The following is a 12,458-nucleotide window of genomic DNA, read 5'->3' as shown; positions in this document are numbered from 1 at the left end:
CCCATCCCGCTCTTCGGAAGTACATTGTTGATTTCAGAGGACAGCGTCGATGGCATGTCTGAGAGCTTCGTCTCCCGGCTTTCTGTAGAGTTCTCTGCGGAGTTGAAAGGCTCTAAAATACGGCGTTAGCTTGTCTTTTGAGATACCTCGATGGGGCGAGAGCCACGGCCGCACCAGCGAACCGTGGCTCTCGCAGGTATTGATGTGAACGTCTTCATCAGCGTATTCACCGTCGCTGTGGACGACGTATTCGCGGTCGAAGGTGTCGTCGTCTTCGAGTGGCTCGTAGGCCCGAAATCCGTCAGTATAGACGGTGAGCGACTCCTGCTCGTGGTTGTCGAGCAGGAGTCGCACAGTCGATTCGTCGGCGGATTTCGCAGGGATCACGTAGCGGTTGTCCGAGCCACGATCAACGAGCGTGAACACGGGTGGGTTGTCACCCGCGTACGAGCCGCGCCCACGCGTGGGCGCGGCTCTTGGTCGCGCTCGCGGCCTTTGAGCCCAGCAGAAACATAGACTTCGTCAATTTCGACTGGTCCAGTAAGTGTGATCGAGGGCGCGTCGAGCGTTCTGGCGAACTGATCGACGCGCTCTCTCAGCGTTCGGTACGACACATCGAGTTCAGCCTCAATTTGGCGAATACTCGTGTTAAACCGTAAGAACGTGTAGATCGTGAAGTACCACTCTTTGAGTTTCAGCTTGGAGTGAGCGAAGATCGTGCCGGTCTTGTCGTTGAACGAACGACCGCAATTCTTACAGAGATACCGTTGATAGACCCGATAGCTGCCGTTTCTGACCGTGCGGTCAGAACGGCAGCGGGGACATTCGACACCGTTACACCAGCGAACCTGCTGCAACAGGTCCGCTGCGGCGGATTCCGACACAAAGCGGTGCATTGGGAACATATCGGGCACCGCTGCCGCGGTGCCCTTGTCCTCTTCGACTTTCAGCTGCAGCTCTCGCTATCAACAATCTGCTTCACAAGAGCGGCCATCCAAAGTACCGACGTCCCCTTTTCAGTGAACGATCACCTCAACCGTCCGGGACCGTGGCCCGTCACACTCCACGAGCAGGATCGCCTGCCACGTCCCCAGATCCGGCTCCCCGTTCCGAACCGGGACGGTGACACTTTCACCCAAAAGGAGCGCCCGGAGATGTGAGTCGGCGTTGTCGTCGATCTGGTCGTGTTCCCACCCCTCGTCGGGAACGAGCTCCGAGAGGAACGTCTCCACGTCGCCGAGCAGTCGCGCTTCAGGTTCGTTGACGACGAGGCCGGCAGTGGTGTGGCGAACGAACACGGTGGCGACACCGTCCCCGGACGGCGGGAGAGCGTCCGCCACCTGCTCGGTCACGTCGTGAACCGCAGTCCCGGTGTCGGTATCGACGGTAAAGCGCATCTCGATCCGAGTTCGCCCGAAGCAGTATAAAAGGTGCCGGCCTACCCGACTACGCCGACGGGAACGGTGCCGATAACCGGCCTACCCGACTACGCCGACGGGAACGGTGCCGATAACGTTCTTTTCGCCGATACAGTTAATATCTTGAAATATAATATATTATATGTGTATTCCAAATGAACCCGGGGCAACAGCCACAGCTGGATCTGCAGCTTTCGACGACGCCGGTTCCCTCCCGACGGCAGCCACGGGCCGTCGGACCGTCAGCGACGTCCGTGACGTCTGCAGGGACGGAACTCTCCCTGGACGCGACGTTCGCGACGTTGAGCAACCGACGGCGGCGCGACGTGCTCCGGTACCTGAAGGGGAACCCGGGCGAGACGAGCGTCCGAACACTTTCCGGGCGGATCGCCGCCTGGGAGAACGACGTCGACGTCTCCGAGGTGACCTACCGACAGCGGAAACGGGTGTACACGTCGCTCCACCAGACGCATCTCCCGAAACTGGCAGCGGGCGGATTCATCGAGTACGAACCTCACAGGGGCCGCGTCGCGCTGACGCCCGCCGCAGCCGAACTGGACGTCTATCTCGAGACGGTCGGGAAACACGAACTTCCCTGGAGCGAATACTACCTCGGGCTCGGTGTCGTCTCGCTTGCGACGACCGTCGCTCTCGCCCTCGGAGCCCTTCCGGCAGGGATCGTCACTGGAACGACGCTGGCTGCCGTCGTGAGCCTCGTGCTGTTCGTTTCGGCGGTCGTGCACGTCGCTTCCGGTCGTCGGATGCGACTCGAAGACGACACGGTCGACAGGTGAAAAACGTCGGAACGTCACCGACCGGGAACGCACTCGAGCTAGAGCCGATCGAACACAGTCTCTCCCTGTTTTGCGGTGTAAAACGTCGCTGCGGTCGCGATCAACGCGAGCGCGACCAGCGCCCAGGTGCCCGGTGCGACAGCGGCGAACCCGGGAACGCCGAGCGCAGCGGCGAGCGTCAGGAGGATCCCGAGAACCGCGAGCCCAAGATACAGTTCGTTCCGGGAGATGCCGTACCGGGGCACCACCTCGAGGTAGACGGTCACCTGTCCGGCCCGGTCCGTGAGTTCGACGGTCTTTTCGTCAGTGTCGTACTCGACGATTCCGAGTTCGTCCAGCTTCGGGAGATGCGTCTGGTGCAAGGAGACGTACACGCTTTGCCGGAGATTGTTCGGTGGCGGGCGCTCGCCCGCCTCCAGCGCCGCGACGTGCTCCGCCAGGTCGCTCACGCTCGCTGGACCCGATCGCTCCGAGAGCCGTTCGAGCGCGAGGCGGCGTCGCTCGTTTCGAAGTACGTCGTGGATCTCGGTCTCCGCGAGATCGCCCACGTCGTCCCTCTCCTCGGTCGATTCGGACGACGACGTTTCCCCCGATGCTGCCGTCCTGTCCTCGCCCGACGCTTCGGCACCCCCCGATGTCATACGCAAGTGTCGTCACGCTGCTGCTATCAATCCTGCGCTGTCCTCGACGGCCGCGGCCGGCGGCGACTCACGCGAGCCAGTCGTCCGGCTTCGTGTCGTAATCGACATCGTTCGCCGCCAGCCGATCGAACAGCCCGTCATCGAGGTCGTGCTCTTCGAAGCCGTCGCCGTCGTACCGAATCCGAACGCCGATCTCGGCCCCTTCGGGTTCCCGCGAGCGCCGCCGGGCGAGTTCGATCTCTCGATCGTCGTACTCGACCCGGATCGTCGCGAGGTTGACCGGCCGGCCCCACAGCTGGAAGACGCGCTCGAGTGTCGCCCGCGCCTGTCGCTCGTCGATCGCAACCCCGTTGTACTGGTGGCCCAACAGCAGTTCGCCCGCGTTGTCGAAGTTGCCGTCGTAGACGACGATCGTCGGCTTCCCGAAGTTGGTGAACCGCAACAGCAGCTTCTTTTTCACGTCGGCGGCGTCGGTCGAGGCGACCCGATACTCCTGGGCCGCTCGGGAGTACTCGTAGGTGAAGTAGTCGTACTCGTCTACGAACTCCTGAGTGAGAAACTCGTCGATGAACGTCACGTCGTTGTGACTCTCCCGCACCTCGAACAGGCGATCCCAGCCGGCGGTGTAGGGGACGTCCGCGATCGCCTCCTCGACGCTCCGGTACCGCTCGTCGTCGAAGAGATACCGAGCACGCCGCTCGAGTTGCGACCGAGTTACCCGTGCCAGGACGCCGTAGTTGTGCGGTTTGACCAGGGAGTAGTGACGCTCTGCGAGCCCTTCGTAGGTCAGCAGTTTCCAGGGATGCCGATCGGCGTCGACGGCTCTCTCGTCGTCGGGAGGGATCTCCCCGTCGCGGGTCCGTCTGGCGGCTGCAAGCGCCGACGCGTCCACCCGCGGGTCGTCGGGATCCAGTCGATCGAGCGACTCGATACCGACGTTCGCGACCGTCTCGTCGGGTTCGAGCAGTTCCCGGACGTACTCGAGGTCGACCGTGTCCTCGAAGTTCCGCCAGGTGACGCCGTCGACCCGGAGCAGCCGCTCTATGACCTCGCGCCGGTTGGCGCGGTTTTCGACGTACTCCCACAGCGCCCTGCCGAGTTTGTAGGGATTCAATCCGGGGGAGGCGAGAACCCGCGACATGTGGTCGGCGTAAGTGACGAACTCGTCCGTGCCGGCGAACTGCTCGTCTGCCATCATCAACGACTCCCAGTAACTCGCCCACCCCTCGTTTGTCACCTTGGTCATCTTCTGGGGGGCGAAGTAGTACGCCTCCTCCCGAAGCATCGAGAGCACGTCCGTCTGCCACTCCGGACGATCGACGGCCTTCCGCTCCTCTTCGTCGTACCGTTTGCCGTATGCGAGAAGGAACCCGAGTACGTCACGCTGCGGCTCCGATGGCGTTCCCTCGGACTCCCCCTCCAGCCACTCGTCGTCAAAGACCGCCTCCCGAACCTCCGAGGACAGTTCGAGATCTGCAAATACCTCGCGGCGTCCGTCCTCCGCCCCGTCGGGATCCTCGCCGCTGGTCGAGTTCTCGCTGCCGGGATCGCCGTCGAGGTCGGCAGCCACCGGCCGATACTGATCGATCGTATCCTCCAGACAGCTGACCGCGTCTATGAACTGCTCGACGTCGTCTCGAGCGATTTCGGGATCTTCCATGTACTCCTCGATCGCGTCGGCGTGACGGGACAGCATCGCCGCGGCGGCGGGCCCGTCTGCCCCCCGGTCCGCGTACAGCCGATACCACTCGTTGTTCCGGAAGAAGTCCGCATGGGCCTCGACGTGGGTGATGACCGCCTTCTGATCGGCGAGCGAGTTCGACTCCTGGAGGAACGCGTTCGCTGGCTCGTCGTTGTTGACGATTTCGAACGCCTTCCCGAGCCCGTGCTGGTCGCGCTTCCGCTGGCGATCGTACTTCATACCCCACCGCCAGTGGGGATATCGTCGCTGGAAGCCGTCGTACGCGATCAGGTGGTTCATCTCCTCGTGGTCGACGATCCAGTAGTTCACCGGATACGGGTCGAGCCCGAGCTTCCGGGCCAGGTTTCGGGCTTCCCGAACCGGACCCAGAAGCTCCGTCGCCTCCCGCTTTGCGAGCAGTCGGTCGTCCCGGTATGCGTTGCTCATTCGTCGTCACTCCCGTCGGCGTCGGTCATTCGGTATCACTCTCCGTGCTCAGGATTTCGTAAATCGCGTCGGTCACGTCGTCGGCGTCCGACACCCGCGCGACGGCGACGTCGTCTGCGTCTCCGAACAGCTCCAGCAGCTCGTCGGCGTGGGTGGCGTTTACCGCACCGCCGCCGGGCTGAGTCTCGACGTACGCGTGGAGGTTCGCGTCGATCTCCCGCATCAGCGGGATCACGCGCTCGCGGGTGTCGTTCGCGGAGTTCTCGCTGTCGCCCGCGGCGAAGACGTACCGGTTCCACTCGTCGAACGGATACTCCTCTAAGATCTCGGCGGCCAGTTCGTAGGCTGCGGAGATCCGCGTTCCGCCACCAGACTGGATGCCGAAAAACTCCCCGCGTTCGACTTCCCACGCCTCGGCGTCGTGAGCGACGTACCGGAACTCCGCCTCGTCGTATTTACCGGTGAGATACCAGTCGAGCGGCGTCAGCACCCGCTCGACGAGTTCGCGTTTGCGTTCGCGCATCGACCCCGACACGTCACGGATGTTGACGACGACGACGTTCTTCTGTCGCCGCTCGATGATCTCCGGGTAGCGGTAGCGTTCGTCCTCCCGTCGGAACGGTATCTCCCGGATCCCTTCCCGGCGGAGCCGAACCGAAACCGGCTCGCGTTCGACGTTCTCCTCCAGTTCTTCGAAACTCTCCCAGCGGTCGATCTCTCCGGTCAGGTCGGCCGCGGCGTCGGCGATCCACGCCCGCGAGACCGGGATCCGCCTGCTGCGAGCCCACCGGTAGACGTCGTCGACGTCGGCACCCGCGACGCGCAGTCCTTCCCGGACGTACTCCCCGTCGAAGTCCGTCGCGAGTTTCCGTTTGAGGCCGCGCTTGAACAGCTCCTCGAAATCCAGCGTCGAGTCCGGGCCGCTGCGGGTGACGTCGGTGAACTCCCCTTCGATCTCCTCGAGGACGCGTTTCCCCTTCGGTTCGAGATCCAGGCCGAGCTCCTCGTCGAGCTCCTGGGCGAACTCCTCGGGGTCCATCTCGTAGTACTCGTGGTCACCGCTTTCCTCGCCCGGCCCCCCGTCCTCCTCGCCGTCGCCGTCGTCTTCTCCGGGAACCGAAACCGGCTGTCCCGGCTCTGCGCCCTCCCCTTGTCCGACCCCACCCATCGACCGGCGATCGTACTCGAAGGACGGTAGGTCGACGATCTTGACGGGGACTCGGACCCGATCCGGTGACGATCCGGTCAAATCGCCGTGCGTGATGAACTCCGAGAGGTCCTGCCTGCGCTGTTCCCCGACGGCTTCGAACCGGTCGAGATCGTCTCTCAGTCCCATTCGTGTGCCACCTCCCGGAGGACGCGTCCGGTCGTCAGTTCGGCCGACGCGGTGGAATAACCGCGTTCGCACAGCCGGTCGATCGTTCGACGCTTCACCGTGGCGGTCTCGGTGTCCCCCGGGGGGTCCGCCCACTGGCCGGGGTCGAAGTCCGGAAACAGTCGCCTGACGTCTTCCCAGCTGTCAGCCTCGAGCACCGTCCGGATGATCGGGACTTCCCGGAGATCGACTCCCTCGACGGAGAAGTCCTCGTCACGATGCTCCCACGCGTACCTGTTCAGCGCCGCGATTACCTTCGTTCGCCGGAATTCGGCCACATCGTCGCCCGCCGAGGAACCATCGTACTCGGCGTCGTCGAACCGGCCGAGCTGCTCGGTTTCGAACAGCTTCATGACCAGCGGATCCGGCTCCACCTCGCCCTGGGACGTGGCAACGGTTCCGCCGGTGTCCCAGGCGTACACGTGCTCGACGTACTCGGTGACTGTCGCCTCGTCGACCCCCACCTCCGAGAGTATCGCGCCGAGGACGTCCGCCTCCTGGCGGTCCCGAACGTGGGACTTCACCGCCGCGACCCGGCTTTCGAACTCCGTGGTTTCCGCCCGGGAAAACACGGGGGCGGCAGCCAGCCCGTTCGCCATCGCGTCGAGCACGTCGTCGGGCATGATCACGTTCTCGACTGCAAGCTCCGGATGCGACCGGTCCCGTGGCTCCTCCAATAGTTCGGCGATCACGTCGCGGGTGTAGGTCACGGGAATCCCACTGCGACCGTCGTTGCTGTGGTTTCTACCGCCGCCTCGACCGACCGTCTTGCCGCCGTCTCGACTGGCGTCTCGGGTCCCTTCGCCGCCGAAGTCGAACTCCCCGATCTCGCGCCGCTCGTCGCCGATCTGGACGTACCCCTGCTCGAGCAGGCTCGCTTTCTCGACGGTTCCGAGATCCGCGGGGAGCCGGTCTGGATCGAGCCGGGTCACGACGTCGTACGTCGCTGCCGCGGCGACCGCGTGCGGGGCAAGCTCCCGAACCACCCCGCTCCCGTCGTGGATCGGTACGTGGACGGACTCCCGGACGCGATCGTCGGGATCGATCCCCTCTGCAGTCGCCCACACTTCGGTTTCCCCCGTCAGCTCGCGGCGGATGAGCTCCGCCTCGAGCCGCCGATCGGTGAGATACCGGAACTCGTGGCGATCCAGACGTCGTTTGAGCGCCTTCAGCGGATCAGTTCCGTCCCGGTCGGCGTACTGGTCCAACTCCACGTCGAGATCCGGGTTCGAGATGACGATCAGCTGGGTGTCGATATCCATCCCGATCCCCTTGTCGAGCTTGACGTGCCCCTCGTCGGGAACGTTGAGCAGCTTCCGCAGCAGGTCGGCGTGCTGGCTCGCGTCCTCGACGATCGAAAGCAGACCGTTTCCCTGTGAGAGCACGCCGTCGTAGGAGAACGCCTGCGGATTCTTCCGCCCGCGGGAGTCGAGCTCCCGGAGCATCCCGGGCATCCACGAGCCGACGAGTCGCTCTTTGGGTGTGCCGTCGTCTTCCGCATGGAGGATCCCGATCCCCCGACCGACGTCGACGTGGTAGTTTATCACCCGACAGTGTTCGCCGTCGGTCACCGCCGAGAAGAGATCGTTCCGGCCGGACCGCCGGTACTGCTCTTCGAGGAAGTCGTACGCCTCGCGGCTGAACGGGTCGAGTTCGCCCGGAACCGAGATCTCGCCGTCGACCAGTTCCGAGAGGTCCTCGACGATCTCTTCGCGGACCTCCCGCGGAAACACTGAAAGTGGGTGGACTTGCACCGGACTCTCGTGCCAGTCTTCCTCGTCGGCGTAGCCGTCCCCGTAGCCGAGGCTCCGATCCTGTGTGGCGCCGGCGACGTTCCACTCGAGGGTGTATCGGCGTCCCTCCGGCGTTCGGGAGTAGCCCCGGAGCCCGTTGACGAGACACCGTTTCAGCTCCGATTTCCCGGTGGCGGTCGGACCGTCGAACCAGATGATCTTCTCGGCTTTCCCTCGCCCGGCGACGATCGCCCGCAGATCGTCGACGAATGCGTTGAGCGTCGCGGTGTTGCCCAGAACCGCGTGTTCGCCGTCGCCGTACGGGTCGTCGAAGAACCGGTAGCGGGTCAGACGCTCGCCCCCTTCGAAGACGGTCCGGGTGCCCACGGACTCGATTCCGGCGAGGAGATACCGTGCCGCCCCCGCCGCGATCTGGGGATCGTGGAACGCTGCGTCGACGTACTCGCTCAGACTCATCGGGGGCTCGAACGCCTCCGAGAGCGCCTCGTCTGCAGCCCGGCGGTAGGCGTCTGCGTCCGCCGGCCGGCTTCCGTCAGACATCTTCCTCGAGTTCGTTTTTGGCGACCTCGGCGCCGGCGAACTCGAGCACCTCACGGGCGCCCGCCGCCGAGTAGCCCTGCTCTCTCAGGGCGTCGATCCAGGCAGCCCGATCGTCGTCGTCCGTCTCGCTTGCGGACACGAGCGCGGAGAAGTTGATGTTGTGCTTTTTGTCGTCCCAGAGCTTCCGCTCCAGCGCCCGTCGCAGTCGATCGTTCTCGTGAGGGTCGAAGGAGGTTCCCTCCCGGGCCCGCCGGGAGATCCAGTTGGAGATCTCCTGTCGGAAGTCGTCCTTGCGATCCGCCGGGATGTCGAGCCGCTCTTCGACCGCACGCAGGAACGTCTCGTCGGGATCCCCCTCGCGGCCGGTGAGTTCGTCCTCGACAGTGGTGTCGTCGATGTACGCCATCACGTGATCCACGTACTTTTCGCCCTGGCGTCGCAGTTCCTCGACGTCGTACGCCAGCGCGTGCCGGACGTCCTCTATTGCGCGCTCTTTGTACTCCTCGCGGACCAGTTCGAGCAGCCGCTCGTAGCGCTTGAGGTTGTCGGCGTCGATCGAGCCGTGGCTCTCGAGGTTCGCCTCGAAGTGACGGAACGTCGAAAGCGGCGAAAGGTATCCGCGCTCACGGTGGGTCGCGTCCATGATTGCCTCGGCGATCTCGTCGCCGATGAACCGGGCCGAGACGCCGGACATCCCTTCCGCGATCTCGGCGCGCTCGTCGCCGTCCTCCCGGAGCTTCTTCACGTCGACGGCGTCGACCTCGTCGAGTTCCCCGTTGTACGCCTTCGCCTTCTGCAACAGCGACACCGACTCGTCGGACGGCTCCTCGATCCGGGTCAACACGCCGAACAGTCCCGCCATCTCCAGGGTGTGGGGCTCGACGTTGACGTCGGGGACGTCCGCGTTCCGCAGCATCTTCCGGTAGATGTTCGCCTCCGACTCGTACTCGAGGACGTACGGGTAGTCGATGCGTTTCGTCCGGTCGTTGAACGCCTCCATCTTCTCGTCACCCGTCTTCTCGCGGTATTCGGGCATGTTCGTCCGGCCGACGATCACCTGGTCGATGTCGATTCGGGGGTTGTTCTTCGGTTTGATCGTCCGCTCTTGAGTGGCGTGCAGGAAGTCGTAGAGGAACTCCCGCTGGAGTTTGAGCAGCTCCTCCCCCGAGAAGAGTCCGCGGTTGGCGTTGCAGAACGCCCCGGCGTAGTCGAACGCTCGCGGATCCGACTCGCCGTAGACCGCGAGCTTCGAGTAGTTGACGTCGCCGGTGAGTTCGGTCTCGTCCTGGTTTTTCTTGTCCTTCGGCTCGAACGTCTCGATACACTGGCGCTTGTTCTCGCTTGCTGTCAGTCGGAGGATCTCGACGTGGGTGTCCATGACTGCCTCGAGGTCGTCGCCGTAGTGGGAGAGCAACGTGTCCATGTAGAACTCGCTTGCCGGATCCAGCGACTGGTCGTTCCGGATGGTGTACGGCGCGTCCAACCGGTCGTTGAGGTCCTCGAGGATCTCGTCGCGCTGTCCGGCCGGGAGCAACACGAGCGGGTCCTGGTTCATCGGCGATCGGACCTCGTCGTCGGCCGGATCCTGATCGCGAATGACGTCACACAGGTTCGTCCACCGGAACGTGTACATCCGACCGGCGTCCTCGAGGGTGTACGCCTCGAAGTAGCGCCGCACCAGCCAGTCGAAGTGCGACTTCCCGGAGCCGACCGGTCCGAGCAAGAGCTTGATCCGTTTTTCGGGGCCGAGCCCCCGGGCGCCCGACTTCACCTTGTTGACGAACTCGTGGATCGCCTCGTGGATCTCCCGGCCATAAAAGACGTGTTCGCCGTCGTGTAGCGGATCCTCCGCGGCGAGCCGATACTCGACGACGCCACGATCTTCGTCGTAGGTGGTGCCGTAGTGGTCGAACATGTCGGCGACCCGCTGGTGAGCGTTGCGTGCGACGTGGGGATCCTCGTACAGCGCCTCGAGATACCACTCGAACGACTTCGCCTCGCGAAGATCCGACGGCACTGACTCGCGGTACTTCCGGCTGATTTCCTCGAGCGTCCGTCCGGGCGTCATCGTTTGCTCCCGGGCGTCGACACAGGTCTCGTTTTACCGAGGACCGTGCGTGCGCTCTCTTCGAGAATGCGTTCGTGTTCGGTGCGTTCGTGTTCGGTGCGTTCGTGTTCGGTGCAGGTTCGTTTCCAGGGCGCGCCGTCCGCCCGGAACGCGTTGGGCGAGGTCATTGTTGTGTGTGCTCATTTACCACACCTCCGCGGCGACCGGGCGTCGAAGCCGACGACACATCGTTCGGGGACCAGCGGACGGGAGTGGTCGGTATTCCCGATCCGGTACCGGGACTACTATGGTTATGAGGATTAGAGATATTTAAGTGTATCGTGAGCCCCAGTTATCGCAGAAAGAAAAGCCAAAGACAGAGAGGAGCCATGCGGAGTGATATCATGTGAAAAAAGAGCCGTCTTTAAGTACTATACCGAGAAACCCTCACCGAAGCGGGATCGCTTTCCGGCTGTAGCTCACAATAGGGACATGGAGCTGCCGACGCTGCCGGACGGGTGGACGGTCTGGAACGACGGATCGAACGGGCAGGTCGTTCTCACGTATCGGCCGGACGTGTTCGACTCTCAGGCGTTTCCTGCTCCCTGTTTGCCGACGATCTACGTGAGTGACGGGCCGCAGGACTCGCGCCCGGCAGCCGCCCGCCGAGAGACCGACGGCTGGCAGGTGGTGCTGTTCCTGGAACCGGAGATCGAACTCGAACACCGGAGATACGACGATCAAAGCGACGCACTCGACGGGGCCATCTCGCTGGCCGAGGAGTTCGCCGACGGCGACATCGATTATCGCGAGGCGTACCAGCTCCCGCGGGAGGCGTACCTCGAGAAGCTCGACGAACTGGTTGGCTGACACGGGCGAGGCGGCCGGGACTCCTCCACCTTCCGACACACACCGAGAACCAGCAGCCTTATTGCGTATTCCAGGAAATAGATAACCGAGATGGCCGACAACGCTTCGTCCGACCGGGACGACGCCGTTCCCTCGTTTCCCCGGGACGAGATCCGGACCACGGTAGACACCGTCGTCGCCGCGGGTCAGTTGCTCGCGTCCCCACGGAAATGCAAGATCTGGCACGAGGTCTGGCTCCACGAGGGGCTCGACATCAAAGGGCTGACCGAGGTAACGTCGATCCCGCAGAGCACGCTGTACAATCTCACCAAGGAGATGGTCGAGGAAGGAAGCCTCTACCCGTCGGGGTCGGCCGACACCCGGGCCACGATTTACAAGCCCTCCAGGATGCAGATCTTCGTCTCGGAGCACCCGAAGGGGATCGGTCCCCAGTTTAACATCCACAGTACGCTCATCGGCGTGCTGGGACGCGGGGTACAGTCCGACGACGTCCAGATGTTCCTGGATCGGAACAACTACACGATCCTGCTCGAGGCGATCACCGGCGTACTCGTGATCCTCGACGATCCCGACACCGACGAAACCAGCCTCGACCAGCTGTTCGAACACATGAGTCCCGCAGACGCACGGATGATCCAGGGCCACATCGCGGCGGTCCTGAAACGGGAAACCGAAAAGGACGGGATCGACTGGAAGTTCCCCGACGATCCGGCGATCGCACCCACAACCCTCTCGTCGCCGGAGTAGTCCCGGCCACCCGGGAGCTACGGCGTTTGGCCCAGAGTTTTCGATCGTCCCTCCGATAGTTTTCGATCGTCCTCTCTCCGGAGTCCGCCGCTTTTGCCCGGTCTCCCACGGAAACTCCGTTCCGTGCCGGCGGGACTGACCACA

10 protein-coding genes and 1 pseudogene are annotated in these 12,458 nt (G+C 63.7%); 3 read left to right on the top strand and 8 right to left on the bottom strand.

Annotation, left to right across the window (positions count from 1 at the left end; translation table 11 throughout):
* Positions 1–33 precede the first annotated feature (33 nt).
* Both AArcCO_RS04315 and AArcCO_RS04310 read right to left on the bottom strand, forming a co-directional pair.
* Positions 34–905: pseudogene (locus AArcCO_RS04315) on the bottom strand (IS1595 family transposase).
* Between the two features lie 111 nt (positions 906–1,016).
* Complete coding sequence (locus AArcCO_RS04310) at positions 1,017–1,397, bottom strand: secondary thiamine-phosphate synthase enzyme YjbQ (protein ID WP_259535207.1); 381 nt, start codon at positions 1,395–1,397, stop codon at positions 1,017–1,019.
* 176 nt (positions 1,398–1,573) lie between these two features.
* Between AArcCO_RS04310 and AArcCO_RS04305 the strand changes: the two genes are divergently transcribed.
* Positions 1,574–2,212 carry a DUF7344 domain-containing protein gene (locus AArcCO_RS04305; RefSeq protein WP_259535206.1) on the top strand — a complete coding sequence of 213 codons (639 nt, stop codon included), beginning with the start codon at positions 1,574–1,576 and terminating at the stop codon, positions 2,210–2,212.
* A 38-nt stretch (positions 2,213–2,250) separates the two neighbouring features.
* Here the strand turns inward: AArcCO_RS04305 and AArcCO_RS04300 are convergent, their stop codons facing one another.
* The 6 genes from AArcCO_RS04300 to AArcCO_RS04275 all read right to left on the bottom strand — a co-directional run bounded on the left by AArcCO_RS04300 (position 2,251) and on the right by AArcCO_RS04275 (position 10,885).
* Positions 2,251–2,853, bottom strand: coding sequence for a DUF7344 domain-containing protein (locus tag AArcCO_RS04300; RefSeq protein ID WP_259535205.1), 603 nt, complete (start codon positions 2,851–2,853; stop codon positions 2,251–2,253).
* 67 nt (positions 2,854–2,920) lie between these two features.
* On the bottom strand, positions 2,921–4,981 hold the full coding sequence (locus tag AArcCO_RS04295) for a SpoVR family protein (RefSeq protein ID WP_259535204.1): 2,061 nt from the start codon (positions 4,979–4,981) through the stop codon (positions 2,921–2,923).
* A 25-nt stretch (positions 4,982–5,006) separates the two neighbouring features.
* Positions 5,007–6,317, bottom strand: coding sequence for a DUF444 family protein (locus AArcCO_RS04290; RefSeq protein WP_259535203.1), 1,311 nt, complete (start codon positions 6,315–6,317; stop codon positions 5,007–5,009).
* Positions 6,308–8,650 (bottom strand): PrkA family serine protein kinase, encoded by a 2,343-nt coding sequence (locus AArcCO_RS04285; protein WP_259535202.1) that lies wholly within the window; start codon positions 8,648–8,650, stop codon positions 6,308–6,310. Before AArcCO_RS04285 ends, AArcCO_RS04290 begins: the two co-directional genes overlap by 10 nt.
* Positions 8,643–10,718, bottom strand: coding sequence for a PrkA family serine protein kinase (locus tag AArcCO_RS04280; RefSeq protein WP_259535201.1), 2,076 nt, complete (start codon positions 10,716–10,718; stop codon positions 8,643–8,645). Before AArcCO_RS04280 ends, AArcCO_RS04285 begins: the two co-directional genes overlap by 8 nt.
* Entirely contained in the window at positions 10,715–10,885 is a 171-nt protein-coding gene (locus AArcCO_RS04275) for a hypothetical protein (RefSeq protein ID WP_259535200.1), read from the bottom strand. Before AArcCO_RS04275 ends, AArcCO_RS04280 begins: the two co-directional genes overlap by 4 nt.
* A gap of 310 nt (positions 10,886–11,195) precedes the next feature.
* On the opposite strand from AArcCO_RS04275, the gene AArcCO_RS04270 reads away from it, so the two are divergent.
* Both AArcCO_RS04270 and AArcCO_RS04265 read left to right on the top strand, forming a co-directional pair.
* Entirely contained in the window at positions 11,196–11,567 is a 372-nt protein-coding gene (locus tag AArcCO_RS04270) for a DUF5820 family protein (RefSeq protein WP_259536526.1), read from the top strand.
* Between the two features lie 90 nt (positions 11,568–11,657).
* Entirely contained in the window at positions 11,658–12,314 is a 657-nt protein-coding gene (locus AArcCO_RS04265) for a hypothetical protein (protein ID WP_259535199.1), read from the top strand.
* Positions 12,315–12,458 lie beyond the last annotated feature (144 nt).

This window comes from Halalkaliarchaeum sp. AArc-CO, assembly GCF_024972735.1.
Classification (GTDB): Archaea; Halobacteriota; Halobacteria; order Halobacteriales; family Haloferacaceae; genus Halalkaliarchaeum.
Note: the sequence above shows the minus strand (reverse complement) of the source record. Positions and strands in the feature narration are given on the sequence as shown.